This is a genomic window from Flavobacterium piscis, from assembly GCF_001686925.1.
In the GTDB taxonomy this organism is placed as follows: Bacteria; Bacteroidota; Bacteroidia; order Flavobacteriales; family Flavobacteriaceae; genus Flavobacterium; species Flavobacterium piscis.
Genome location: NZ_LVEN01000046.1, coordinates 493,231 through 518,606 on the forward strand (window position 1 = coordinate 493,231; position 25,376 = coordinate 518,606).

At 34.4% G+C, this 25,376-nt stretch carries 25 protein-coding genes and 1 pseudogene; 18 read left to right on the top strand and 8 right to left on the bottom strand.

Features of this window, described 5'->3' with window-relative positions:
* Positions 1–204: 204 nt before the first annotated feature.
* The 7 genes from FLP_RS23230 to FLP_RS23260 all read left to right on the top strand — a co-directional run bounded on the left by FLP_RS23230 (position 205) and on the right by FLP_RS23260 (position 6,195).
* Positions 205–1,077 (top strand): helix-turn-helix domain-containing protein, encoded by an 873-nt coding sequence (locus tag FLP_RS23230; RefSeq protein ID WP_056247889.1) that lies wholly within the window; start codon positions 205–207, stop codon positions 1,075–1,077.
* A 27-nt stretch (positions 1,078–1,104) separates the two neighbouring features.
* Positions 1,105–1,482: a hypothetical protein gene (locus FLP_RS23235; RefSeq protein ID WP_065451861.1), complete on the top strand. Its 378-nt coding sequence runs from the start codon at positions 1,105–1,107 to the stop codon at positions 1,480–1,482.
* A gap of 144 nt (positions 1,483–1,626) precedes the next feature.
* Entirely contained in the window at positions 1,627–2,640 is a 1,014-nt protein-coding gene (gene hemH / locus FLP_RS23240) for a ferrochelatase (protein WP_065451862.1), read from the top strand.
* Between the two features lie 88 nt (positions 2,641–2,728).
* Positions 2,729–3,277: a CopD family protein gene (locus FLP_RS23245; protein WP_065451863.1), complete on the top strand. Its 549-nt coding sequence runs from the start codon at positions 2,729–2,731 to the stop codon at positions 3,275–3,277.
* 131 nt (positions 3,278–3,408) lie between these two features.
* Positions 3,409–4,824, top strand: coding sequence for an ATP-binding protein (locus FLP_RS23250; RefSeq protein WP_078006672.1), 1,416 nt, complete (start codon positions 3,409–3,411; stop codon positions 4,822–4,824).
* Between the two features lie 10 nt (positions 4,825–4,834).
* Positions 4,835–5,617, top strand: coding sequence for an enoyl-CoA hydratase/isomerase family protein (locus FLP_RS23255; protein WP_065451865.1), 783 nt, complete (start codon positions 4,835–4,837; stop codon positions 5,615–5,617).
* A gap of 179 nt (positions 5,618–5,796) precedes the next feature.
* A complete protein-coding gene (locus tag FLP_RS23260) occupies positions 5,797–6,195 on the top strand; it encodes a hypothetical protein (RefSeq protein ID WP_065451866.1) in 399 nt (132 codons plus the stop codon).
* 174 nt (positions 6,196–6,369) lie between these two features.
* Here the strand turns inward: FLP_RS23260 and FLP_RS23265 are convergent, their stop codons facing one another.
* The 3 genes from FLP_RS23265 to FLP_RS23275 all read right to left on the bottom strand — a co-directional run bounded on the left by FLP_RS23265 (position 6,370) and on the right by FLP_RS23275 (position 9,459).
* Entirely contained in the window at positions 6,370–7,023 is a 654-nt protein-coding gene (locus FLP_RS23265; protein WP_065451867.1) for a metal-dependent transcriptional regulator, read from the bottom strand.
* 100 nt (positions 7,024–7,123) lie between these two features.
* Positions 7,124–8,992 carry an Nramp family divalent metal transporter gene (locus tag FLP_RS23270; RefSeq protein WP_065451868.1) on the bottom strand — a complete coding sequence of 623 codons (1,869 nt, stop codon included), beginning with the start codon at positions 8,990–8,992 and terminating at the stop codon, positions 7,124–7,126.
* A gap of 74 nt (positions 8,993–9,066) precedes the next feature.
* A complete protein-coding gene (locus FLP_RS23275; RefSeq protein WP_065451869.1) occupies positions 9,067–9,459 on the bottom strand; it encodes a Fur family transcriptional regulator in 393 nt (130 codons plus the stop codon).
* Between the two features lie 93 nt (positions 9,460–9,552).
* Between FLP_RS23275 and FLP_RS23280 the strand changes: the two genes are divergently transcribed.
* The 11 genes and pseudogenes from FLP_RS23280 to FLP_RS23330 all read left to right on the top strand — a co-directional run bounded on the left by FLP_RS23280 (position 9,553) and on the right by FLP_RS23330 (position 20,416).
* Entirely contained in the window at positions 9,553–9,906 is a 354-nt protein-coding gene (locus FLP_RS23280) for a MerC family mercury resistance protein (protein WP_065451870.1), read from the top strand.
* A 10-nt stretch (positions 9,907–9,916) separates the two neighbouring features.
* Entirely contained in the window at positions 9,917–10,828 is a 912-nt protein-coding gene (locus FLP_RS23285; RefSeq protein ID WP_065451871.1) for an NAD(P)/FAD-dependent oxidoreductase, read from the top strand.
* A 236-nt stretch (positions 10,829–11,064) separates the two neighbouring features.
* On the top strand, positions 11,065–13,326 hold the full coding sequence (locus tag FLP_RS23290; RefSeq protein ID WP_065452022.1) for a TonB-dependent receptor: 2,262 nt from the start codon (positions 11,065–11,067) through the stop codon (positions 13,324–13,326).
* A gap of 198 nt (positions 13,327–13,524) precedes the next feature.
* Complete coding sequence (locus FLP_RS23295; RefSeq protein WP_065451872.1) at positions 13,525–13,989, top strand: thioredoxin family protein; 465 nt, start codon at positions 13,525–13,527, stop codon at positions 13,987–13,989.
* An 18-nt stretch (positions 13,990–14,007) separates the two neighbouring features.
* Complete coding sequence (locus FLP_RS23300) at positions 14,008–15,213, top strand: lycopene cyclase family protein (RefSeq protein ID WP_065451873.1); 1,206 nt, start codon at positions 14,008–14,010, stop codon at positions 15,211–15,213.
* Between the two features lie 6 nt (positions 15,214–15,219).
* Entirely contained in the window at positions 15,220–16,011 is a 792-nt protein-coding gene (locus tag FLP_RS23305) for a tetratricopeptide repeat protein (RefSeq protein WP_065451874.1), read from the top strand.
* A gap of 103 nt (positions 16,012–16,114) precedes the next feature.
* Positions 16,115–16,525, top strand: a complete 411-nt coding sequence (locus tag FLP_RS23310) for a BrxA/BrxB family bacilliredoxin (RefSeq protein ID WP_026982321.1) — start codon at positions 16,115–16,117, stop codon at positions 16,523–16,525.
* Positions 16,526–16,770: 245 nt separating this feature from the next.
* Entirely contained in the window at positions 16,771–18,129 is a 1,359-nt protein-coding gene (trhO, locus tag FLP_RS23315; RefSeq protein WP_065451875.1) for an oxygen-dependent tRNA uridine(34) hydroxylase TrhO, read from the top strand.
* A gap of 24 nt (positions 18,130–18,153) precedes the next feature.
* Positions 18,154–18,587: pseudogene (tnpA, locus tag FLP_RS23320) on the top strand (IS200/IS605 family transposase).
* 357 nt (positions 18,588–18,944) lie between these two features.
* A complete protein-coding gene (locus tag FLP_RS23325; RefSeq protein ID WP_065451876.1) occupies positions 18,945–20,186 on the top strand; it encodes a peptidase U32 family protein in 1,242 nt (413 codons plus the stop codon).
* Entirely contained in the window at positions 20,186–20,416 is a 231-nt protein-coding gene (locus tag FLP_RS23330; protein ID WP_065451877.1) for a ferredoxin, read from the top strand. The genes FLP_RS23325 and FLP_RS23330 overlap by 1 nt, the downstream gene beginning before the upstream one ends.
* Positions 20,417–20,484: 68 nt before the next feature.
* Here FLP_RS23330 and FLP_RS23335 read toward each other — a convergent pair whose 3' ends face one another.
* Genes FLP_RS23335 through FLP_RS23355 form a run of 5 tightly spaced genes read right to left on the bottom strand, consistent with a single transcriptional unit; the run spans position 20,485 to position 25,102 of the window.
* Positions 20,485–21,528, bottom strand: a complete 1,044-nt coding sequence (locus FLP_RS23335; RefSeq protein WP_065451878.1) for an XAC2610-related protein — start codon at positions 21,526–21,528, stop codon at positions 20,485–20,487.
* Positions 21,529–21,558: 30 nt separating this feature from the next.
* A complete protein-coding gene (locus FLP_RS23340) occupies positions 21,559–21,942 on the bottom strand; it encodes a hypothetical protein (protein ID WP_065451879.1) in 384 nt (127 codons plus the stop codon).
* A gap of 41 nt (positions 21,943–21,983) precedes the next feature.
* Positions 21,984–22,526, bottom strand: a complete 543-nt coding sequence (locus FLP_RS23345) for a BAR domain-containing protein (protein ID WP_065451880.1) — start codon at positions 22,524–22,526, stop codon at positions 21,984–21,986.
* A gap of 20 nt (positions 22,527–22,546) precedes the next feature.
* A complete protein-coding gene (locus tag FLP_RS23350; protein ID WP_065451881.1) occupies positions 22,547–23,890 on the bottom strand; it encodes an ankyrin repeat domain-containing protein in 1,344 nt (447 codons plus the stop codon).
* A gap of 30 nt (positions 23,891–23,920) precedes the next feature.
* Positions 23,921–25,102, bottom strand: a complete 1,182-nt coding sequence (locus tag FLP_RS23355) for an ankyrin repeat domain-containing protein (RefSeq protein WP_065451882.1) — start codon at positions 25,100–25,102, stop codon at positions 23,921–23,923.
* Positions 25,103–25,376: the final 274 nt, after the last annotated feature.

Sequence of the window (25,376 nt, forward strand, 5' to 3'; positions counted from 1 at the left end):
ACAAAATTATCACTATAGTCTTTATAAAAGTAACGCTGAAAGTACTTTTTGTATCGCTGCGTGATTTTTTGTTTCTAAACGGCTGTTTTTATGCAAAAAGAAGTATTTTTGTAGCAAAATCAATTGATTAGAAATGATTTGTTTAGAGTGATTCTAAATAAGAAATTGTAATTATCTTGATTTTTGTACTAAAAAAATATCGCTATGAGTTCTCAGGAAATTATTAAAATTGAAGACGACTTTACGCTTATTCGTTTTCAAAATGACAGTTCAGAGCCCTTTTTCGGACAACACGAAGTGGGTAGTGGCCTGATACAGTTTCATTTCGGGATAAAAGGGAATGCTAAATTCTTGTTCAATCAGGGCAGTTATGCTTTAGATTTAAAAGAAGAAAAATCATTGCTTTTGTACAATCCACAGAAAGAATTACCGCTGAATTTAGAACTCGCTCCAAATTCATGGGTCATTTCTGTTATTGTATCCATCAAGAAATTTCACGCTTTGTTTTCTGCGGAAGCAGATTATATTACTTTTTTAAGTCCTGATAATAAGGACAAAAAATATTATAACGAAGGAAATATAAGTCCGTCGATGGCGATAGTTTTGAGTCAGCTATTTCATTATAACTTACATCCATCCATAAAAAATCTTTATTATAAAGGAAAAGGATACGAATTGTTGAGTTTGTATTTCAACAGAACAGAAGATCCAAACGCAGAACAATGTCCGTTTTTGATTGATGAAGATAACGTTCTAAAAATCCGAAAAGCCAAAGAAATTATCATAGCCAATATGGCCGAACCTCCAGGATTACAGGAATTAGCAGACGAAATTGGTTTGAATTTGAAGAAACTCAAAATGGGTTTCAAACAAATTTACGGCGACACGGTTTATGGTTTCCTGTTTGATTACAAAATGGATTTCGCCCGCAAACTTCTCGACAGCGGATCTTATAATGTAAACGAAGTTGGATTGAAAATTGGATACAGCACAGGAAGTCACTTTATAGCGGCTTTCAAAAAGAAATTTGCTACAACTCCAAAGAAGTATTTGATGTCAATTAATACGAATGTGTAAATCAATTATTTAAAAGTGTCAATAATAATGGAAACTGAAATATTAGGTGATCACCAAGAATACGTAGAAGAAAAATTTGACGAAGTATTAATGCGTTATAATCGATTTGGTAAAGATATTTATAATCTAATTAAAAAGGAATTGCCTCAAGTTTTCAAATATTTAAAATACTACAAAGCAACAAAAAGTACTGAAAAATATGTTTTTGGTGCTCAACTTGAAGATAGTTATGCGATTTATAATGACGGAAATATTCTCTTCTCTATTCAATTAGAACCTGATTGTGAAGTGATCTGTTTAAATAATTGGAAAACTCAAATTGAAATTGGAGACTGGGATAATAACGATTATTATAAACAATCTATTGAATTTATAAGAACAGAATTTCTGCATGAAAATTTCTAACAAATCAATTTTAGATATTCAACAATAAATAAAAAATAATAATTATCATATTTCTAAAAAAGAACAAAGAATACTTTTGACGAAATTTTTAAAAACAAATTAAATGCTTAAAGCCTAGCGCTTAAAGCCTAAAGCAAAGAATAAATGAAAGGCGTATTATTAGTAAACTTAGGATCTCCAGAAAGTCCGGAACCAAAAGATGTAAAACCGTATTTAGACGAATTTTTAATGGATAAATACGTGATTGATGTTCCGTATTTATTAAGAGCTTTGTTAGTTCGTGGAATTATTTTAAGAAAAAGACCGGAAGAATCAGCTCATGCGTACAAAAAAATCTGGTGGGAAGAAGGTTCTCCTTTGGTAGTACTTTCAGAAAGAATGCAGAAAAAAGTACAACCTCTGGTAAATGTTCCGGTGGCACTTTCTATGCGTTACGGAAGTATGACAATCGAAAAAGGACTTCAGGAACTGCACGATAAAGGCGTTACCGAAGTGTTGCTTTTCCCTTTGTATCCGCAATATGCAATGGCTTCGACTTTGACTATTTTAGTAAAAGCAGAAGAAATTCGTAAAAAGAAATTTCCACAAATGACTTTTACAGATGTTCCTGCGTTTTATAACAAACCGGACTACATCAAGAATTTAGCCGATTCGATTCAGAAACATTTAGTAGGTTTTGATTATGATCATTTATTATTCTCGTACCACGGAATCCCGGAACGTCATATTCGTAAAACCGATGTAACCAAATCACATTGTAAAATTGATGGTTCTTGCTGTAATACACCTTCGCCGGCACACGATTTCTGTTACCGTCATCAATGTTATGAAACCACAAAACAAGTCGTGAAATTATTAGGACTTCCTGAAGATAAGTACAGCCTGACTTTTCAGTCGCGTTTGGCGGGAGATAAATGGTTAGAGCCTTATACCGATGTTGAAATCGATAAAATGCCAGGTAAAGGAATCAGGAATCTTGCAGTTGTAACACCTGCTTTCGTATCTGATTGTTTAGAAACTCTTGAGGAAATCGCCATGCGTGCCAAAGAAGATTTTGAAAAAAACGGAGGAGAGAAATTCTTGGCAATTCCGTGTTTGAATGACGATGATGAATGGTGTGAAACTGTTGGAAATTGGATTAACGAATGGGCTAAATAGAAAATAGAGTAAAGAGTAAAGAAAAAAGATTGTTGAGTGAAAATCAACTTTAAAAAAAACTTGAAACTTCAAACTTGAAACAAAAAGCATGGAATACTATAACTACTTAAAATCATTGCATCTTATTTTTGTAATAACCTGGTTTGCGGGTTTGTTTTATATTGTGCGTTTGTTTGTTTACCAAATCGAAGCCAATGAAAAACCTTCTCCTGAAAAAGAGATTTTACAAGCGCAATACAAAATAATGACGTACCGTTTATGGTATATTATTACTTGGCCATCAGCAATTTTGGCGAGTATTTTTGCGTTTTGGATGTTGTTTTTTACAGACTTAGGACAAGGCTGGCTTAAAATGCCTTGGATGCACGTTAAATTGGTTTTTGTGTTCTTATTATATTTATATCATTTAAAATGCCATCAGATTTTCAGGCAATTACAAAATAATGAGGTAAAATATTCCAACAATTTTATGCGTTTATGGAATGAAGGCGCAACGATAATACTTTTTGCAGTGGTTTTTTTAGTAATTTTAAAAAGTGCCATCAACTGGATTTTCGGTGTAATTGGAATCATTTTATTTTCAGTTTTAATAATGCTGGGTTTCCGATTTTACAAAAGAATACGAGAGAGAAAATAGTTTTCAGTCACAGTCTCAGTTTTCAGTTTTATGCTGAGACTGAGACTGAATACTGAGACTGAATACTAAAAAATATGCTGAATAACTTCAAAATGTCGATGCTTTCATTGCGTGTCAGGATTTTCCTTTCGATGATTGTATTGATAGTTGTAGCATCTTTTTTATTGGCTTCCATTTCTATTATTCAGTTTAAGAATGAAGCCAAAGAGTACCATCAGGAACGTCTTGAGCGCAAAGAAAATGCTGTAAAAGAGCATATCAATTATGTACTTTCTACGACAACATATCCTTTAAAAACAGGGAATCTGGATCTTATTTTCAAAGATAAAATTCACGAACTGGCCCAAATTCACAAAATCGAAATCAATATTTACAGCCTTGGGGGGAAATTATTAAAATCTTCAAAAGAATCCTTTGCGGTAGATAAAGTAGCGCCGCCAATTCCGGAATATATCCTAAAACTGGTGCGTTCTTCTATCGAAAAGCGTTTTGTAGATATCAAAACCATAGACGGAGTCAAAAACCGATCTTCTTACAGTTTAATCAAAGACGAAAAATTCAAACCGCTTGGAATTTTGAATCTTCCGTATCTGGAAGACGACGGCTATTATGACAACGAATTGAATACTTTCCTGATTCGTTTAAGTCAGGTTTACTCGTTTATGCTAGTTGTGGCTTTTGCATTGGCCTATTTCCTTTCTACTTATATCACAAAATCATTGAAAACCATTTCAGATCGTTTAGAAGAAACCAATCTGGATCAGAAAAATGAGAAAATTGTTTTAGAAGCGAATAGTAAAGAGGTTAATTTCCTTATAAAGGCGTATAATGGAATGGTCGATAAATTGGAAACCAGTGCCATAAAACTAGCCCAAAGCGAGCGCGAAGAAGCCTGGCGCGAAATGGCCAAACAAGTCGCACACGAAATCAAGAATCCGCTTACGCCGATGCGTTTGACGGTGCAGAGTTTTCAACGCAAGTTTGACCCGACAGCGCCGGATGTAAAACAAAAATTAAACGATTATTCTGAAACTTTAATTCAGCAAATAGATACCATGACGGCGGTGGCTTCGGCATTTTCGAACTTTGCCTCGATGCCGGCACAGCAAAACGAAACCTTAAATGTGGTTGAGGTTGTTGAATTGGCCCTGGATATTTTTAACGAAGATTATATTGTTTTCGAAAGCGAAGAAGAAGAAATCATCTCAAAAATGGATCGTACGCAATTGATTCGCGTTATTACGAATCTCGTTAAAAATGCAACGCAGGCTATTCCGGAAAGTCAGTTTCATAAATCGATTGTTGTAACTGTAAAACGCAGAAACAATAATGTTGAAATCGCCGTAAAAGACAACGGAGTTGGAATTCAAAAACAAGACACCAGCAGGATTTTCGAACCAAAATTTACCACCAAAACAAGCGGAATGGGACTTGGCCTCGGAATTATAAAAAACATTATCGAAAATTACAAAGGAACAATTACCTTTGAATCAACATACGGAAAAGGAACCACATTTAGAGTTTCTCTACCTATTACAAACTCATAAACTCACCGTCATGAACTACGAAAATCTTTTAATCTCGATTGAAGACAAAATTGCAACCGTAACCATTAATAGACCTACAAAGTTAAATGCTTTAAACAAAGCTACTATCAGCGACTTGAGTAAAGCCATTAAATTATTAGGCAAAAACGATGACGTTCGTGTCATTATACTGACAGGATTTGGCGAAAAAGCATTTGTTGCAGGAGCTGATATCTCAGAATTTGCCAATTATACTATTGTTGAAGGAGCCCAATTAGCCTCCGAAGGACAAGAATCACTTTTTGATTTTATCGAAAACTTAAAGAAACCAGTAATTGCTGCCGTAAACGGTTTTGCTCTTGGTGGCGGATTAGAATTAGCAATGGCGTGCCATTTTAGAGTAGCTTCGGATAACGCAAAAATGGGATTGCCTGAAGTAACTTTAGGCTTGATTCCAGGTTACGGAGGAACACAGCGTTTGCCACAATTAGTAGGCAAGGGACGCGCAATGGAAATGATCATGACGGCAGCCATGATTTCTGCCGAAGAAGCCAAACAATACGGTTTAGTAAATCATGTAGTGCCACAAGCTGAACTTTTGATTTTTACCAAAACAATAGCCCAAAAAATCATAAAAAATGCTCCATTTGCCATCAATAAAGCCATAAAAGCTATTAACGCCAATTATAAAGACGGTAAAGATGGTTTTGAAACTGAAATAAAGTCATTCGGAAAGTGTTTTGGAACTCAGGATTTTAAAGAAGGAACAACAGCATTTTTAGAAAAACGCAAAGCTGAATTTACAGGAAAATAAAATTGTACCACAGAGTTGCACAAAGATTTCACAGAGAGTCACAAAGAAAAAGTTTAATACAAAGCTTTGTGTAACTTTGCGAAATCTTTGTGCAACTCTGTGGTAAAACAACACAAAGCGGCTCAACGTAATTAAAAACTCAGTTACTTAGCATTTCAGAACCTTAGAACCTTAAAAAAATGTACGAACCAATATTTGCTCTTTTTTGTGAACATGTCAAAGAAAGCATCAAAGCCGGAACTTTTGCCAAACTAACGCTGGCAAAAACTATCGGTGATACCGAGATTAAAAATATCTATTTCCGTTTGGCGATAAACGAAGACAATACCTATTCGATCGCCTTAACAACCCGTTATAAAACCGAAGAAATCGAAAGTACTCATACTTTAGACGAGGCTTTATTGGTTTTGGGAACTTACATCAAAAATCCGTTTTTGACCGCTTTGTTATTTACCACAGATAATGATGTGACTTTTAAAGTAAACAAGAAAAATGCAGGAAGTATTATCGAACAAGAACCAACGTTTAAAAATGCTTCGCCTGTGATGTTAGAAATGATAGAAAAGGGGATTGTTTAGGTTTTACTAATATTGAAGCTATAGCATTCAGTTTGTCAGGCTGAGCGAAGTCGAAGCCCGGTTCGCTGAATCACTTTGCGAGACTTCGACTTCGCTCAGTCTGACAAACGAAAAAAATCAGTCCTTCGCGTTCCTCTGTGAAAAACCTTCGCGAATCTCTGCGGAATAACTACCCTAAACCAGCTTCACAAACAAATTAGAAGCAATTTTATTCGAAATAGACAATTCACGACCATCGATTTTAATCTTAACAGATAAATCAAAAGATTCTTTAGATAAAAGTTCAATCTGCGAACCCAAAGCAATTCCTTGTTTGTCGAGATATTTCAAAAATTCAGATGAAGTATCTTTTACACCCACACAAACTCCCGTTTGATTCTCTGTTAATTCAGAAAGCAAGTGTTTTTCGATTTTAACGATTCTTCCGTTCGCGTCCGGAATTGGATCGCCGTGTGGATCTTCGGTAGGATTTCCAAGAAAATCATCCAAACGATTAATCAATTGTTCAGATTTGATGTGTTCCAGTTGTTCTGCAATATCATGCACTTCATCCCAGGAGAAATTCAATTTTTCAACCAAAAACACTTCCCATAAACGATGTTTTCGAACAATCATTTTAGCGGCGAGTTTTCCATTTTCGGTCAAAGAAACACCCTGGTATTTTTTATAATTTACTAAATCTTTCTCAGAAAGCTTTTTAAGCATATCCGTAACCGATGAAGCTTTAGTCTCCATCATTTCCGCAATAGCGTTCGTGCTTACTTCTGCATCGTTAGAAGTAGTAAGATGATATATCGATTTTAGATAATTTTCTTCTGAGAAAGTCATTTTTTTTCTAAGTTTCTAAGTTTTTGAGATACTAAGTTTCTAAGTTAAGATTCTTTAAGAAAAAATCTTAGAAACTTAGCAACTTAGTATCCCAGAAGCTTTATTTAACAATCAACAAAGGTATTGAAATTTTATGTCTCAATTTGTCTACGGTTGTACCAAATAAAATATCTTTTAATCCAGTGTGGCCGTGGGTTCCCATGACTAAAATATCAAAACTTCCTGCATTAATAATCTTCGGAATCACGGTGTTAGGTTTTCCAAAACCAAGTTCTGTTGCGATCCTGAAGCCCTTCTGCGAAAGCATCTCTTTATATTCTAATAACAATTTTTCGTCTATGGTAGTTTCGTGATCGTCTACATGTTGTCCGTACATTAAGGCACCAACTGTTTCTACAATATGAATTAAGGTGTATTGCGCGTCGATTCCGCCCAATTCAAAGGCATTGTTCAGTGCAGCTTCATCGGCTTTCGAAAAATCGACAGAAATGGCTATGTTTTTCTTGCCGTAACTTTCTTTTGGTGTGTAAACCAACTTTAAATGATGAGGCGAATGATTCTCGATATTCGATTTTGCTCTTGCGATAAAAGGTTTTGCGATGATATACAATAACAAAGCAAGGAAGGCAAAAGCAAGCGGAACCACGGTAAACCAAAGAATAAGTGGATGACTTGAATTGTCTAGCCATGAAGTAATTTCGTCGTAAACCAATTTTGCATTTAGCGAAACGATAATCAAAGCAATAATCCAGGCAGCAATTTGTGTGGTTCTTGAAATATGGAAACCTTTCATTTTAGATTTGTCACTCACAAAGTGGATCAACGGAATAATCGCAAATCCTAATTGTAAACTCAAAATGACCTGGCTCAGAATTAGTAATTTTCCGGTTACGCCATCTCCATAAATTAAAATCACGACTACGGCCGGAACAATAGCTATTAAGCGGGTGATTATACGTCGAACCCAAGGCTGAATCCTTAAATTCAAATACCCTTCCATTACAATTTGTCCGGCTAAAGTTCCGGTTACGGTCGAACTTTGTCCTGCGGCAATTAAGGCGACGGCAAATAAAATAGGCGCCCATTTTGTTCCCAACAACGGTTCAAGAAACTGATGCGCATCCTGAATTTCGGCAACTTCAAACATTCCGTTTTTGTAAAATGTGGCTGCAGCCAAAATTAAAATGGCAGCATTTACAAAGAAAGCGAGGTTCAAAGCGATTGTCGAATCGATAAGATTGTATTTCAAAGCCTGTTTAATTCCGGCCGGAGTTCGGTCGAATTTTCGGGTTTGCACCAAAGAAGAATGTAAATATAAGTTGTGAGGCATTACCGTTGCACCAATGATCCCGATAGCGATATACAAAGCAGCAGAATTAGGCATTGACGGAATAAGTCCGTAAAATACTTTATCAAGTTCCGGTTCTGCGAAGATCATTTCGAAAATGAAAGAGAAACCAATAATAGCGACCAATACAATAATAAAAGCTTCCATTTTTCGGATTCCCTTATTGATTAAGAAAAGCAATAAGAATGTATCTAACACGGTGATCAAAACACCTTCGATCAGCGGAATATCAAAAAGTAAATTAATACCAATTGCCATTCCTAATACTTCGGCAAGATCACATGCCGCAATGGCAATTTCGGCCAAAAAGTACAAAATGTAGTTGATGAATTTTGAATAGGTTTCTCTCGAAGCCTGAGCTAAATCGCGTTGTGTTACAATTCCGAGTCGGGCACTTAAGCTCTGCAACAGCAAAGCCATCAGGTTACTCATTAATAAAACCCAAAGTAAAGAATATCCAAACTGACTACCTCCGGCAATATCTGTTGCCCAGTTTCCAGGATCCATATATCCTACACTTACTAAATATGCCGGGCCTAAAAAGGCTAATATTTTTCTGAAACCTGTTTTTTTATGTTGTGTTGCGACCGATTGGTGAACTTCTTCTAAAGATTTACCCATTGTAAAAATGTTGTTTGAACAAATATATAGAAAAATTACATTCTCGCAACAATATTTTTAGACAAGTCTAAATATTAGTTGTTAGAATTTAAACAATTTGGGCATAATCCTGACAATGTAAAGTTTATATCATTCACTTTATAATTGTGCGGAATGATATAGCTAGGTTTTACATTTTCAAGACATGTTATTTCCAGGCACTTTTCGCAGCTAAAATGGGCATGATTATGAATGTGTACGCGTTGAGCGTGATGATGACATTTTGCATATTTTACGGTTCCGTCAAGATTCACAATTTTATGTATAATGTCGTCATTAACCAATCGCTCTAAGATTCTGTAAATAGTAACTCGATCGCATAAATCTCCTGTTTGTTTTTGAATTTCTGCATGAGATAGTGCGGTTTTCGATTTGCCAAAAATCTCTAAAACGGCTGTCTTTGCTGCTGTATTTCTTGTTGTTTTCATTTTTATGGAATTAAAAATATTATCGCAACATTGTTGCAATTGAAATTAATTGATATATTTGCAACAAAATTGCATTAAGCAAATGTACTGAAAATGAAGAAATCTACCACACCTTTTTACGATATTTTAGGAATTTCAAGTGCAACCATTTGTTTGGTTCATTGTCTGGTTTTTCCGCTTTTAACCATTTTGCCATTAGGCTTAAGTCATAACCCAATTATTGATTTGCTTTTTGCAACAATAGGATTGTTTGCAATTCTCAAAATTATTAAAAAATCCAGTCTTTTGATATCTGCTATCCTGATTATTTCGATGGCGTTAATCTGGATTAGTGTTTTAACGGAACTTTTTCTTGATATTCATCTCGATCTGATTTTTATTGGAGGTATCGGAATGATCATCGGGCATCTATTAAATTATAAAATGCATAAAAATAGTAATCATTAAATATATAATTATGATCGAAAATAATAAATACGATGTTATCATTATCGGCGGCAGCTATAGCGGACTTTCTGCAGCAATGAGTTTGGGGCGTTCTTTACGTCAGGTTTTGGTTATTGATAGTGGTTTGCCCTGCAACAGACAAACACCACATTCGCATAACTTTATAACACAAGATGGTGAAAAACCCGCCGTAATTTCGGCGAAAGCCAAAACGCAGGTAGAATTTTACAATACAGTAGAATTTTATAACGGACTTGCCATCAATGTCATTAAAACAGAATCCGGATTTGAAATAGAAACCCAGTCCGGAAAATTTTTTACTGCCAGAAAAATTTTATTTGCAACTGGAGTTAAAGATATATTTCCTGAAATTAAAGGTTTTGATGAATGTTGGGGGATTTCGGTTTTGCATTGTCCCTATTGTCATGGCTATGAAGTTAAAAATGAAAAGACAGCCATTATTGCCAATGGCGAAATGGGATTTGATTATGCAAAACTCATTTCGAACTGGACAAAAGACCTGCGATTGTGCACCAACGGAAAGTCGACTTTGACTTTGGAACAAACTAAAATCCTTAAAAAGTACGGTGTATCAATTTTTGAAGAAGAAATAGACTCTTTCGAACATACAAACGGATCTATTAATAACATCATTTTTAAAAATCATGAAAAAGTTGCCGTGAAAGCCATTTATGCGAGACCGCCTTTTGAACAGCATTGTCATTTGCCACAAGATTTAGGTTGTGAAATTAATGAACAAGGTTTGCTAAAAGTTGATTTTATGCAAAAAACAAATGTGGAAGGCGTATACGCAAGCGGCGATTGCACTACACAAATGCGATCTGTGGCGATTGCAGTTTCTACAGGTTCCTTTGCGGGCGCGGTAATTAATAAAGATCTTATCGAAGAGGATTTTAATTGATGCATCGAAAATCTCTCGCAAAGCCGTGAAGGCGCAAGTTTAATTTAAAAACGTAAAATAAAATACTTTGCGGCTTTGCGGCTTTGCGAGATTTAAAAAATTAAATAATAGTAGTCTATAGTTTCGCTTTAGTAAAATATAACATATTGACATGATAAAAGTTATAAATTTCTAAATTTAAAATCGTTATTTATGAAATATAATTTTTAGTTTTGTCTAAATTTAATTTTATAATGATGAAAAAACTATTTTTGATATTGCTTTTGTTTAGTTTGCAGATTTCGTTCGCACAAGAAACTTCTACTATTTCTGGATATATTTCGGGCGAAGGCCATAAATTACAGTTGGTGAATGTTCATTTAACGGGAACAAAACATAAAACAATCACAGATAGTCTAGGATATTATACATTAGAAAATGTTGCGGTTGGCAATTATACCCTTCAGGTTTCTCAAGTAGGTTTTCAAACTATAAAGAAGAAAATAGAAGTTATTAAAGATTCCTTTCAATCTTATGATTTTGAATTAACCGATAATGAAAACCAGCTGAATGAAGTCGTAGTTTCCGGAACTTTAAAAGCCGTTAAACGATTAGAAAGTGCCGTTCCTGTTGAGGTGTATTCTCCTGTTTTCTTCAAAAAGAATCCCACTCCAAGTATTTACGAAGCACTTCAAAACATCAACGGAGTTCGGCCACAGCTTAATTGTGGTGTTTGTAATACGGGCGATATTCATATTAATGGACTGGAAGGCCCTTATACTTTGGTTTTAATTGACGGAATGCCAATCGTGAGCAGTCTTTCGACAGTTTATGGCCTGTCCGGTATTCCTAATTCTTTGGTCGAAAGAATTGAAATTGTAAAAGGTCCGGCATCTTCTCTTTACGGAAGTGAAGCTGTGGGAGGATTAATCAACATTATTACTAAAAATCCAACGAATGCACCTTTGTTTTCGGCAGATGTTTTTACGACTTCCTATTTAGAAACCAATGTCGATTTGGGGATGAAATTCAATCCAACCAAAAAGGCCTCGACACTTTTAGGCATCAATTATTTCGATTACAATCAGGTTGTCGATAAAGACAAAGACGGATTTACAGATGTGACGCTTTCGCAAAGAATTTCGGTTTTTAATAAGTGGAATTTTCAAAGAGAGAATAATCGTTTATTTACAATTGCAGCACGCGGAATGTACGAAGATCGTTGGGGTGGAGATGTGCGTTGGGATAAAAAATATCGTGGTGGTGACGAAATTTACGGTGAAAGTATTTATACCAAAAGGGCAGAATTGATAGGAAGTTATCAATTGCCATTTGAAGAAAAACTGATGCTTTCGTTCTCTGGAAACGTGCATTATCAGGACAGCCGTTACGGAACAACCTCTTATATCGCCAATCAGAAAATTGGTTTTTTACAGCTGACTTGGGATAAAAAAATAGGAAGCAATGATTTACTTGCAGGAATTGCTACTCGATATTCGTATTATGATGATAATACTCCGGCCACAAAGGAGGCCGAAAGTACCTGGTTGCCTGGAATATTTGTTCAGGATGAAATAACGTTTTCATCAAAAAGTCAGGTGTTGTTAGGCGCGCGTTACGATTATAATTCGATTCACGGTTCGATTTTTACACCAAGATTTGCGTATCGGTTCAAAGCAAATGAAAACACGATTTTTCGATTAAACGCAGGAACCGGATTTAGGGTTGTGAATTTATTTACAGAAGATCACGCTGCTTTGACAGGTTCGCGGGATGTTGTGATTCAGAATGACTTAAAACCTGAGAAATCTGTAAACGTAAATTTGAATTATATTCAGAAAATCAATTTCGGAAATGGAACTTTTATGGGAATTGAAACGACGGCTTTTTATACCCGTTTCAGCAATAAAATCATTTCAGATTACGAAACAGATCCCAACAAAATCATTTACGATAATATTGATGGTTATGCGATAAGTCAGGGAATTAGTACCAATGTTGATTTGAATTTCACCAACGGATTAAAATTCATTCTGGGAGCGACGGTTTTAGATAATAAAAATGTTCAGGACGGAATTTCGGAAAGACCTTTTTTAACCGAAAAATTTACCGGAACCTGGAGCATTTCTTATAAAATAGAACCGTGGAATTTGTCACTGGATTACACCGGAAATCTTTACAGCCCAATGAAATTGCCTTTGTTGAGCGATTTAGATCCTAGGGATCCCAACTCGCCTTGGTATAGTATTCAGAATATTCAGTTTACGTATTTTGGATGGAAGAATTTTGAATTGTATGGCGGAGTAAAAAATCTATTGAACTTTACACCAAAGCGAAATAATCCGTTTTTGATTTCAAGAACCAATGATCCTTTCGATAAAAACGTGCAATACGATGCTGCCGGAAAAGTGATGGTTACACCGGATAATCCGTACGGTTTGACTTTTGATACCACTTATGTTTACGGTCAAAACCAGACAATTCGAGGTTTTTTTGGGTTGCGATATACTTTGAGGTAAAATGGCACACAGATAACGCTGATCAAACGGATTTACACTGATTTTTATTATTATACTATTGACTTTATAATCTATGCAATAAAAAAAGTAAAATTGACACTATTAATTATCGCGAATTAAATTCGAGAAAATTAGTGTAATTCGTGGCAAAAAAATCCTTTTAATCTGAGCAATCTGTGGCAAAAAAAACAAAAACAAATGAAAAAGCTAATTTTACTTATAATCTTCTTCGGAGTAACTTCAATTGGATTCTGTCAACTTAAAACCAGATCTTTTGTGGAAGTAGACAGTTTGCAGCAAATTCAAAAGAGAAAAATAATCGTTTTCATTCATACCGATTGGTGTCAGTTTTGCCAAAGAATGAAAAATACGACTTTCAAAAATCAGGATATTATCCAAAAACTAAATTCTGATTTTTATTTTGTGGATTTTAATGCCGAGGAAAAACGAGATATTACTTTTAATAATCAAACTTTTAAATACAAACCATCAGGAAATAATGTTGGCGTTCATGAACTGGCTTTGCAATTAGGAACCATGAACAACCAGATTGTATATCCGGTTTTGTGTGTTTTGAATGAAAAACGAGAGATTATCTTACAATACAATAGTTATCTTAACCCAAAGGATTTTAAAGTGCTTTTAGAAAAATTGAAAGAATAAAATTTCTTATTTTTGAAAATGGCTTCTTCACAAATCCCACACTTCAATTATATTTTTACCGGAACAGGTTTATCTGCTTTGATGACCGTTTACAAAATGGCATTGTTCGGAAAATTCTCTGGTCAATCTATTTTGTTATTAGATGAAGATGCAAAAAAGACCAATGACAGAACCTGGTGTTTTTGGGCAAAAGAGGAAACGTTATGGAAATCCGTTATTTCAAAAAAATGGGATTCGGCTTTATTTGCCAATGAAAATTTCAAGCGTGATTTAGTACTTAAACCTTATCACTACAATCAAATTCGGGGATTAGACTTTTATAATTTTATTTTTGATGAACTTTCGAAACATCAAAATATTACTTTTTTAAACGAAAAAGTAACCGATATCAACGAACTCGAAACCCATGTTTTTGTTGGAACCGAGGACAATCGATATACTTGCGATTATTTATTCAATAGTATTTATACAAATGCTTTCGCCGAAAGTCAAACTACATATCCAGTTTTACAACAGCATTTTACAGGTTGGTTTATAAAAAGCGAAACTGAAATCTTCAATCCGGAACAAGCAACTTTTATGGATTTTTCGGTGGAGCAAAGAGGAAATACGCGTTTTATGTATGTTTTGCCTATTTCTAAAACCGAAGCTTTGGTGGAATATACATTGTTTTCTGAAAATCTTCTTTCTAAAGAAGAATACGAAAATGAGATTCAAATCTATTTGAGAAATGTTGGAGCTGATCAATATGAAATTATAGAAAAGGAGCAGGGAAGTATTCCGATGACTTGTTTCCCTTTTTGGAAAAAAAACACCAAACGCGTGCTGAATATTGGCACTGCCGGCGGATGGACAAAGGCAAGTACTGGCTATACCTTTAGAAATTCAGATAAAAAATCTTCTGAACTGGTGGCATTTTTGGTTAATAAAAATTCTTCTTCACAAACTTCGGAATCGCTCAAGATGTCAAAATTTCATAAAAAAAACAGATTTTGGTTTTATGATTTATTGCTTTTAGATATTCTGCATCGCCATAACGAATTGGGAAGTTCTATTTTTTCATCAATGTTTAAAAAAGGAAATCCCGCTTTGATTTTTAAATTTCTGGATGAGGAAACTACATTTTTTGAGGATGTTAAAGTTATTTTAAAGTGTCCTAAAATACCATTTATAAAAGCGTTATTTAGAGTGATTTTTCTTTCAAATAAATTTAACACAAAATAATAACCTTTGAAAAATATTACTTTAGGATTTAGCTTCTTTTTTACTCTTTTATCTTTTGGGCAAGTTTCTACAAACAAAGCACATGATGCAATAGTCGAAGAGTTTTTGACCAATTGTGCAGAGAAGCATAATTATAATATTGAAATGAGCGAGTGGCAGTCTTGTCTGGATCAGGGTCTCAAAAAAGACAGCACTGTTGCTTATTTATGGCAGCAAAAAGCAATGCCTTATTTTAAATGCAAAAAGTACGAAGTCGGAATGCAGTATCTCGATAAAGCTGTTTTATACGACAAGAAAGAGTGGCTGCCTTATAGAGGTTTTATGAAATGTATTTTCTCAAAAAATTACAAAGACGCTATCACAGATTTAGAAGAATGCATTAAACTTTATGGAAACGGATATAGAATGGATCATACCTATAGTTTTTATATGGGGCTTTGCTATCTGCAGCTGAACGATTATGCAAAAGCAGAGCAACTTTTTGACGATTATGTAAATGATATTTATAAAAACAGACAGCAATTAGAACATCCAACGGCATATTTCTATCAAGGAATTGCTAAGTATGAACTTAAAAAATGGGATGAAGCGATTGTCATTTTTGATAAAGCTTTAAAAATCTATCCGGAATTTTCGGACGCGAAATTTTATAAAGCCATTTGCTGGCTTAAGCAAGGAAAGCAAAGAGAGGAAGTTAAAGCGCTAATTGAATCGGCAAAAACAGATGCTGCAAAGGGTTTTTCAATTAATGAAGATAATACAGTATATGAGACTTATCCTTATCAGGTAAGGTTTTGATTTTTTCAATCGAACTATAACAAAACTTTATACTTCAAATTAACTAGTTGCCGCTAAACTTCGTAACTTTGCAGATCAAAAGTAAAATTTAAAATAAAGAGATATGTATCCAGAAGAAATGGTAAAACCAATGCAAGCTGAATTGACTGCTGCTGGTTTTCAAGATTTACATAGTGCTGACGCTGTAGATAACGCTATCAAAGCCGAAGGTACCACTTTAGTTGTTGTAAACTCTGTTTGTGGTTGTGCTGCAAGAAACGCACGTCCGGGAGCAAAAATGAGTTTAGAAGGAGCTAAAAAACCAGATCACTTAATTACTGTTTTTGCAGGTGTAGACAAAGAAGCTGTAGATGCTGCAAGACAACATATGTTTCCTTTTCCTCCATCATCGCCATCTATGGCTTTGTTCAAAAACGGAGAATTGGTTCACATGTTAGAGCGTCACCACATCGAAGGTCGCCCAGCTGAATTAATCGCTGAGAACTTGCAAGACGCGTTTAACGAATTTTGTTAATTTTTAAGTTGCTAAGGTTCTGAGTTGCTGAGGTTCTAAGGTTTAGGTTCAGAGCGACAAAGGTTACAGAGGTACAAAGATTTTAAAAAGCACTATTAATTTAGTGCTTTTTTGTTTTTTACTAATTCCATTTAAAAAGCTTAGAACCTTAGCAACTTAGTATCTCAGAACCCTTGCACCTTTGAAGCTTTTTCATACCTTTGCACCTCAAAAAATAATTTCTAAACTTAAAAACTGTTTATAGCATGCAACTGTACAACACTTTAAGCGCAGAAGAAAGAGCCATCATGATCGATGATGCCGGTAAACAACGACTAACGTTGTCTTTCTATGCGTATGCCAAAATTCAAGATCCCAAAAAATTTCGCGATGATTTATTTTTAGCCTGGAATAAGCTCGATGCTTTAGGCCGAATTTACGTTGCTACCGAAGGAATAAATGCTCAAATGAGTATTCCTGAAGATAATTTGGAAGCTTTTAGAGCCACTCTTGAAGTTTATGATTTCATGAAAGGCATACGATTGAACGAAGCTGTAGAACATGATGATCATTCCTTTTTAAAATTGACAATTAAAGTTCGTGATAAAATCGTTGCTGACGGTTTAAACGATGAAACTTTTGATGTAACCGATATAGGAGTTCACCTGAAAGCCAAAGAATTCAATGAAATCCTTGATGATCCCAATACAATTGTAGTAGATTTTAGAAATCACTACGAAAGTGAAGTAGGGCATTTTAAAGGTGCCATCACACCAGACGTTGAAACGTTTAGAGAAAGTTTACCTATAATCAACGACCAGCTTCAGAACCATAAAGAAGATAAAAATCTTGTAATGTATTGTACCGGAGGAATTCGTTGCGAAAAAGCTAGTGCGTATTTTAAACACCAAGGCTTTAAAAATGTTTTTCAGTTAGAAGGCGGAATCATTAATTACGCCAAACAAATTGAAGCAGAAGGTATTGAAAGTAAATTTATTGGAAAAAACTTCGTATTCGATAATCGTCTTGGCGAAAGAATCACCGATGATATTATCTCTCAATGTCATCAATGCGGCAAACCTTGCGACAATCACACCAATTGCGAAAACGACGGCTGTCATTTGTTGTTTATCCAATGTGATGAATGTAAGGCTGCAATGGAAAACTGCTGTTCTACAGAATGTCTGGATATCATACATATGCCTCTTGTTGATCAGGTTCGTTTAAGAACCGGAAAACAAGTTGGAAATAAAGTTTTTAGAAAAGGAAAATCAGATAGTTTGAAATTTAAACATTCTGGTGAACTACCCAATACTTCTTTGGCTACAGCCGAAAAGCCACTAGACATTCGTCAAAAAATAAAAGTAAAGAAAGTACTTCTTGGTAAAGCGGAACACTATTATGTAAAAGCGCAAGTTGGTCTTTTTACTATAGAAAACCACGAATTAAATACTGGTGATAAAATCTTAATTTCAGGACCTACTACAGGAAATCAGGAATTGATTTTAGAAAAAATGATCGTCAACGAAGCACAAGCCACTACTGCTAAAATTGGAGATCGAGTTACTTTTGAGGTTCCATTCCGTATTCGTTTGTCAGATAAATTGTATAAAATTGTAAATTAGCAAAAATTTTATGCTAATTTATTGATTTCACAATCCTTTACCAAACTATGGATTCATGACATTTGGGCAACTAAAAATCGTCAGGAATTAATTGATGATTCAATTGAGAAAAAATTGTATGATTTCATTTATGAAGAGTTAATTGATCTCGGTTGCCCTGTTAGAATCCTAAACGGAATGCCCGATCATCTGCATGTTTTATTTATACAAAATCCACAAAAAACTATCACAGATATTGTAAAGCAAATAAAAGGAAGTTCTTCTCATTTTATAATAGACAAGAACTTATCCTTGAGAAATTTGCCTGGCACACAGGATTTACGGCTTATTCAGTTAGTGAGTCTCAGTTAGAGGTGGTTTATAATTACATTAAAAATCAAAAGCACCATCACCTTAAGAAAAATGGACAAGATGAATTTGATGATTTTGTAAAATTGCATGGATTGGGAGAGAAATGAATCTTTATTGGTGTGTCTGGTTTAACCTAAAAAGATTTGGAGTACGATGAAAATACATCAATACGTTCCCCGTGGTTGAAACCACGGGCTATATTTGAAATACCACACATAAAGAGGAAAAACATAGCCTGCGGTTTCAACCGCAGGGAAACAATGTATATCTATAACGATTATTGTATCGTGTAGATTGATAGTCATCAGAACGTTCCCAGTGGTTGAAACCACGGGTTATATTTGAAATACCACACATACAAATGAAAAACATAGCCTGCAGTTTCAACCGCAGGAACACAATTAATATTCATACCAAAATAACATAATCAATGGTTTAACCATTGGAATACAATATAAATAAAAATGACAACAAACAACAAAATCGAACTTATGGCTCCTGCCGGGAGCTTTGATTCACTTCAGGCGGCTTTAGATAATGGGGCGGATTCTGTTTATTTTGGCGTAGAACAACTTAACATGCGCGCGCGTTCAACGGTGAATTTCACTATGGATGATTTGCAGGAAATCGCCAATCGTTGTGAAGCTAAAAACGTTCGAAGCTATCTTACTTTAAACACCATAATTTACGACCATGATTTATCTGTCGTAAAAACATTGCTGAACAAAGCCAAAGAAGCCAGTATTACAGCTGTAATTGCCTCAGATCAGGCAGTGATTGCTATGGCAAGAACAATTGGTATGGAGGTTCATATTTCGACCCAAGTGAACGTAACAAACATTGAAACCATCAAATTCTATAGCTTGTTTGCTGATACCATGGTTTTAAGCCGTGAATTGAGTTTGCGTCAGGTAAAAAGCATTACAGGTCAAATTGAGAAAGAACAAATAAAAGGCCCAAGCGGAAATTTAGTAGAAATCGAAATTTTCGGGCATGGTGCTTTGTGTATGGCGGTTTCGGGTAAATGCTATTTGAGTTTGCATTCGCATAATTCATCTGCTAATCGTGGTGCGTGTAAACAAAATTGCCGCAAAAAATATACAGTGATCGATCAGGAAACCGGTTTTGAAATCGAATTGGACAACGAATATATGATGTCGCCAAAAGATTTGTGTACACTGGATTTCTTAGATCAGGTAATAGATTCTGGAATTCAGGTTCTAAAAATCGAAGGACGTGGCCGTGCGCCAGAATATGTAGCAACCGTTATCAAAACGTATCGTCAGGCTATTGATGCCTATTATGATAATACATTCTCTAAAGAAAAGGTTTCGGTTTGGATGGAAGCTTTGAACACCGTTTATAATCGCGGCTTTTGGTCAGGTTATTATTTAGGTCAGGAATTAGGAGAGTGGAGTGATATTCCGGGATCTGCAGCAACGCAGAAGAAGGTTTATGTTGGAAAAGGAACACACTATTTCCCAAAAGCTGAAGTGGGACAATTTACAATTGAAGCTTACGATATTAAAATTGGAGATAAAATTTTAGTTACTGGTCCAAGTACCGGAGCACAGGAAATGATCATTGACGAAATGATGGTAAATGATTTGGTTTCTGAAAAGGCTACAAAAGGTGACGATTGTACTTTTAAATTACCTTTTAGAATTAGAATGTCTGATAAATTATATAAAATCGTTGAAGCATAATGGTTATCGTAACTTTACAAAGAGACAAATGTATTGGCTGTAATTATTGCGTCGAAATGGATCCGGTGCATTTTCAAATGTCGAAAAAAGACGGAAAATCGGTATTGATTCACTCGAAAGATGCAAAAGGATTTTTTACATTGAAATCTAATAATCATACAATCGTTGAAAGTTTTGAATTGGCTGCGAAAGCTTGTCCGGTAAAGATTATTACAGTTAAAGAGACTTAGATTATTTGCTTATTATAAATTGAAAGAGCCACATTATTTGTGGCTCTTCTTGTTTTTTTTCAAGCTAATTATTCTTTAACAAGATTTACAAACTTAGCATTTGCCAAAGAATACAAAGTTCCTTTTTTGCCCATACCTTGCCAGTCAGATATTTTTCCGTTTACATTAATCTTAATTCCAACTGAATTTGGCGTTTCGTATATTGTATATTTAATATTACCGCTGTTAAACTCCAATTCGTTACCGGTACTTTGTTTTCTAAATTTGAATACTGCTTTATTTGCTTTTTCCGGACTCACCGGATGTGCAAAAGAAACAAATTTGTATTCATCATTTTGTCGGAAAGCATAATATAAAACGTTATCTACTTTAAAAAGTAGTATACGTCCTTTATGATTTTTTGTATCAAAGACAAGCAATTTATCCAAGTCAGGTTCGTAAACAGATAAAGAAGCAAAAGGGACATATTTGTTCTTTTCCCATTTCTTTCCTGTTATTTTATAAAAAGGCGTCTGAGTAAATCCGTCTTCTTCAAAGCTTGACAAAAGTTTGGCTTCGGTGCCAGAAACACTATAGTGTTCGATGCCATGAAGAGCAGCTCCTCCAAGACTCGTTGTGATAAGTCGCTTGTTTTTAGTGTCAATGTCAAATGAGCCTCCGCGCATACAATTGGCACCATTATAAACATCGCTAATACTTTGACTGGATATAAAAGAGGTTGGGGTATTAACATAAATGTGTGCTGTTGCCTGCGGAGTATAACACCCATCATCTATCGCTTCGGTTTCATGAATAACAACATCAGGCCTGCCATCAAAATTCACATCGCCTAATACACGAATATTTTTGTCCGTAATGCTTTTAAATGCAACTGTCCTGGCTGTTTTGCTTATTTGATGTTTAGACAATTCTTTTGCACCATATTCGAGTACAATTTTTTTACTTTGATTTTCTGTAATTTTATAATATTCTCTTATTTCAGACTTTACGGTTTGTTGCGCAAAATACAAAGTATAGCCTTTCATGAAATCGTTTATAATATAAGCTTTTTGAGCGTTTGCACTATAAAATGCTACGCAAACAAAAAGGAGTAAAGAAGTTTTTAGTTTCATATTTGGTATATTATGTAAATGATTTTCTATTTAGTCTTCTGAAACTTCAAGCTTATCAAAATCTTCTATTTCAGATAATTTGAATAGTTTTGTTTTATTGATTTTTGCTTCCTTCTTTTCAAATATCTCAGGTTTATCGATATTCGGGTTTGTGTTTTCATTTACTATTTTTCTTCTGGTTAAAAAATTTATACTCGTTTCTGTAAGTACTGTAGGTCCGTGATTGCTGCTTGAATCGTAGCCAATAAGTTCAAGATCTGAATTTTGAAGTCTAAACAGATATCTCCAATATCCATATCTTCCGTGGGCATAATGTATAAAAAGTTTTCCTTTGATTATTTCAACGCCTAGGTCCGGCGCAAAATAAACTCCGTCATCTTCATTTTCAGATGAAAAACAATCCCTATTTTGCATTATTACAAAATAGGGATTGTTTTGTCTTTGAAACTTTCTTATTAAATGCCGATTTTAGCATTGATGTTATGCTTTGCGACATATGCTTTTGCGACATTCATCAATTTTGTAAACTTATTATCAATTTCACTTTGAGTTGCGGCGTCAAAATCTGCAATTGCTTTTTCTATTTGTTCAGGTGATGCTTTTTCATCCTTCATTTTCGCAATTGGCAGATAGCCTTCTTTTTCTTTAGTAATTGCATAAGAGAATAAATCTTTTGATGCCTGAAGAAGTTCCCGATTGTCATCATCTTCCTTTATTTCTTTAATTTTTTTAAATTGAGTTTCTAAATTGGTAATATCAAATTTAAAATAATCGTAATATGAAGATGGAATCATTTTTTTTTGAGTTTCATCATAAATCTGTGGTTCAGATTCTAACTTAAAATTAATATCCTTGCTTCCAAAACGGGATAATAAATTCGAATTTAGCGCGGCTACTTCAAAAGTTTTTTCTGGGGAAAGGTTTGTACAAGAGGTTAAAAATATACTTGTAACGATTAGTACTAATAATATGATGGAATTATTTAATGTCTTTTTCATTTTTTAAGTTTGTTTGTTATTTATCCTTTTAAAATTTTACTTTTCTCGGCCTCAAATTCTTCAGAAGTTAAAATTCCCGCATCCAAAAGTTCTTTCAAATCTAATAATGCCTTTTTCTTTCCTTCGATAGAACTTACTGAATCTGTTTTTTGTGGTTCTTCTTTATAAATTGGAGTTACTATGGTTCCGGATGGAGCATATTTCAAAATCAATTCTGTAATTTCATTAAAGCCTTTTACATTCGAATAATCAATTGCCTTTTGTTCTTTTATATTTACGATAGAAGCGTCTGCCTTATTTTCAAGTAAATATTTAACAACATCTTTTTTTCCATTGGCTGCAGTGTAATGCAAAGGTGTGTTCCCGGATTCATCCTGAATATTGATATTTGCACCGGCTTCGATTAACAATTTTACCATGCTTAAATTGCCTTTTTTTGTAGCAACATGTAGAAGGCTTTCTCCACCATAAGTATAACTGCTGTTAAGTGTAAAACTAGATTCATTAGCAATATTTGTAGCACTAACAATCCAATCAAGATAATCATTCATAGAAGAAGTGTCGCTATCCAAAGGTTTGCTGTAGTTAACATCCACTCCATTTTCTAAAAATAAAGAGACAATTTCCTTCTGATTATTCGCGCAAGCGTACCAAATAGGAGAATAGCCGTTATTGTTGGATGTGAATACATCAGCACCTCTTTCTACTAAAAGTTTAGCAAGCATTCTGTTCGTTTCATAACAAGCAATTAAAAGTGCATTTTCTCCCGCATGATTCGTATGATTAATATTTGCACCATTATCCAGAAGCATTGTCACCATCGGGATCGATTTAGTATAACAGGCATGCAGTAAAGGTGTGTTTCCTTGTTTATCGGTGACATTAATATCAGCACCCTTATCTAAAAGCAGTTGAATAATTTCTCTGTTTAATTTTGTCGAAGCCAATAAAATTGGAGTTTCTCCATTGTTATTCAGTAAATTAACATCAATTCCTGCTTCAAGCAACTTTGTTGCAATTTCGATTTGCGCGGTCTGAACAACTAAATGCAAAAGACTATTTCCGTATTTGTCATTTTTAGTAGTTTCCGCGCCATTTTCTAAAAGATACAAAGCAGTTTGTTTCTGTTTTTGCAGGCAGGCAAAATACAGTGGAGTTTCTCCGTCATGATCTTCGTAATTTATATCTGCACCATCTTCACAGAGTATTTTTACAATATCCAAATATCCTCTGTGAGCGGCGTAATGCAAAGCTGTTCTCCCTTTTTCGTCGGTATATTTTACATCAACTTCTTTATTCTGAAGCAGTAATTCGGCTATCTTTCTGTTGCCGTTTTCGCAGGCAATTATAAATGACATTGACATATCTTGCTGTTTTTTATGTAAATTTTGTTATTAGGATTTCATTAAAAGTTCGACCGTTTTTATTTTCAGGTTATCTCCGGAAGCAATCATAAGGGCTGTTTCATCTTTGTCGTTCGTAATGTCTTTATCGGCACCGTTTTCAAGTAATAATTTTACTTTTCTATAAGTTTCTTTTGCAGCTTCGGCATCATAATTTACATCAAAAAGACACACTTTATGCAATAAAGTGTTGCCTTCATTGTCTTGTTCATTGATGTCAATTGACGAATTGTCTAATGCAAATTTTAGAATTCCGGCTTTTTTTTCTGCGAGATAATCCAATCCTGATTTTTGTTTTCCGTAATATTGCGCACAGAAATTTAGATCGGCACCATCTGATAATAATCGTTCCAGAAATTTTAAGCTGCTTTCAGAATCCGACATTGATCGAATGAATTCTGTAAATAAGGTTCTTTGGTCTTTGTTAATGATACTAAAATCAGGCGTGGCAGCAGCGGCTAAAAGATCATACATTTCATAAGAACACTGTTCTGCGACAGCATAATAAAAAGCAGTATTGTTAAGATTGTCTGTTTCGTTGGCATCGGCACCATTTTCAAGTAAAAAAGGTAAAAGTTCTTTTTTGCTTTTTTTGACGGCACACATTAGTGGAGTAGTTCCAACAATGTTTTTTTCGTTAATATCAACACCATTTTCAATAAGCAAAGAAATATAGTCTTTTGTTTTCTCTGTTTCTAGACCATATGTATTTATAACCGAGTAAATAAGGTTTTCTCCAGCGTTGTTTTTATACTGAGTATCAGCTCCAAAATCATCAATCAAAATTTTTATGATTTTTGGAGGAGTACCTTTCTCAAGAAAGTATCGCAGTAAAGTCTGATCGCTTATTTCATCATTAAGATTGTCTATTTTTGACATTAATTCTTTAAAAAAAGAAAGTGATTCTTCGTCATCCTTTAAATTTCGGGTAATAGTACTAAAAATAGATTTGTCAAAACTGTCCATTTCATAGATATCGGTTTCAATAAAACCGGCATTTATTAGAGCCTCTGCTAAATCAATTGCTTTTGCGTTACATATTATGGAGGTTATTTGAGAAAAATTGTTTTTGAGGTATTGTTCAGAAAATGATTCCCCGTTTTTAAGAGATTCTCTGGCAGCATCCAAATTTCCTTGAAAAATGTATTCTTCTATTTTGTTTTGTGTAGACATATTAAAAAAATTAATAAATGAAAGATAAAACTTAAATTATTATTCGTGTGTGTTTTTTTGGAAAAAAAGTATAACGATTAAAAAAGTGAAAAATTGGAATATAGTTTAAAAAACTAAATTTGAAGTGCGCTTTAAGACATAAAATAACAAGAATAAGTTTTTTTTTAAAGGAGGTTGCAGCTGTAATTGTAGTCATATTTAACTGGGAAATGTTCTCTAAAAAGCTATTTATCACAAGAAAAAGCGTTTTTTTTTATTTAACAAGCCTTTAGAT

Bases quoted from the DNA above. Each gene is read 5' to 3' on its own strand.
- FLP_RS23230 (WP_056247889.1), top strand. From the start codon at position 205: ATGAGTTCTCAGGAAATTATTAAAATTGAAGACGACTTTACGCTTATT.
- FLP_RS23235 (WP_065451861.1), top strand. From the start codon at position 1,105: ATGGAAACTGAAATATTAGGTGATCACCAAGAATACGTAGAAGAAAAA.
- hemH (WP_065451862.1), top strand. From the start codon at position 1,627: ATGAAAGGCGTATTATTAGTAAACTTAGGATCTCCAGAAAGTCCGGAA.
- FLP_RS23245 (WP_065451863.1), top strand. From the start codon at position 2,729: ATGGAATACTATAACTACTTAAAATCATTGCATCTTATTTTTGTAATA.
- FLP_RS23250 (WP_078006672.1), top strand. From the start codon at position 3,409: ATGATTGTATTGATAGTTGTAGCATCTTTTTTATTGGCTTCCATTTCT.
- FLP_RS23255 (WP_065451865.1), top strand. From the start codon at position 4,835: ATGAACTACGAAAATCTTTTAATCTCGATTGAAGACAAAATTGCAACC.
- FLP_RS23260 (WP_065451866.1), top strand. From the start codon at position 5,797: ATGTACGAACCAATATTTGCTCTTTTTTGTGAACATGTCAAAGAAAGC.
- FLP_RS23265 (WP_065451867.1), bottom strand. From the start codon at position 7,023: ATGACTTTCTCAGAAGAAAATTATCTAAAATCGATATATCATCTTACT.
- FLP_RS23270 (WP_065451868.1), bottom strand. From the start codon at position 8,992: ATGGGTAAATCTTTAGAAGAAGTTCACCAATCGGTCGCAACACAACAT.
- FLP_RS23275 (WP_065451869.1), bottom strand. From the start codon at position 9,459: ATGAAAACAACAAGAAATACAGCAGCAAAGACAGCCGTTTTAGAGATT.
- FLP_RS23280 (WP_065451870.1), top strand. From the start codon at position 9,553: ATGAAGAAATCTACCACACCTTTTTACGATATTTTAGGAATTTCAAGT.
- FLP_RS23285 (WP_065451871.1), top strand. From the start codon at position 9,917: ATGATCGAAAATAATAAATACGATGTTATCATTATCGGCGGCAGCTAT.
- FLP_RS23290 (WP_065452022.1), top strand. From the start codon at position 11,065: ATGAAAAAACTATTTTTGATATTGCTTTTGTTTAGTTTGCAGATTTCG.
- FLP_RS23295 (WP_065451872.1), top strand. From the start codon at position 13,525: ATGAAAAAGCTAATTTTACTTATAATCTTCTTCGGAGTAACTTCAATT.
- FLP_RS23300 (WP_065451873.1), top strand. From the start codon at position 14,008: ATGGCTTCTTCACAAATCCCACACTTCAATTATATTTTTACCGGAACA.
- FLP_RS23310 (WP_026982321.1), top strand. From the start codon at position 16,115: ATGTATCCAGAAGAAATGGTAAAACCAATGCAAGCTGAATTGACTGCT.
- trhO (WP_065451875.1), top strand. From the start codon at position 16,771: ATGCAACTGTACAACACTTTAAGCGCAGAAGAAAGAGCCATCATGATC.
- FLP_RS23325 (WP_065451876.1), top strand. From the start codon at position 18,945: ATGACAACAAACAACAAAATCGAACTTATGGCTCCTGCCGGGAGCTTT.
- FLP_RS23330 (WP_065451877.1), top strand. From the start codon at position 20,186: ATGGTTATCGTAACTTTACAAAGAGACAAATGTATTGGCTGTAATTAT.
- FLP_RS23335 (WP_065451878.1), bottom strand. From the start codon at position 21,528: ATGAAACTAAAAACTTCTTTACTCCTTTTTGTTTGCGTAGCATTTTAT.
- FLP_RS23340 (WP_065451879.1), bottom strand. From the start codon at position 21,942: ATGCAAAATAGGGATTGTTTTTCATCTGAAAATGAAGATGACGGAGTT.
- FLP_RS23345 (WP_065451880.1), bottom strand. From the start codon at position 22,526: ATGAAAAAGACATTAAATAATTCCATCATATTATTAGTACTAATCGTT.
- FLP_RS23350 (WP_065451881.1), bottom strand. From the start codon at position 23,890: ATGTCAATGTCATTTATAATTGCCTGCGAAAACGGCAACAGAAAGATA.
- FLP_RS23355 (WP_065451882.1), bottom strand. From the start codon at position 25,102: ATGTCTACACAAAACAAAATAGAAGAATACATTTTTCAAGGAAATTTG.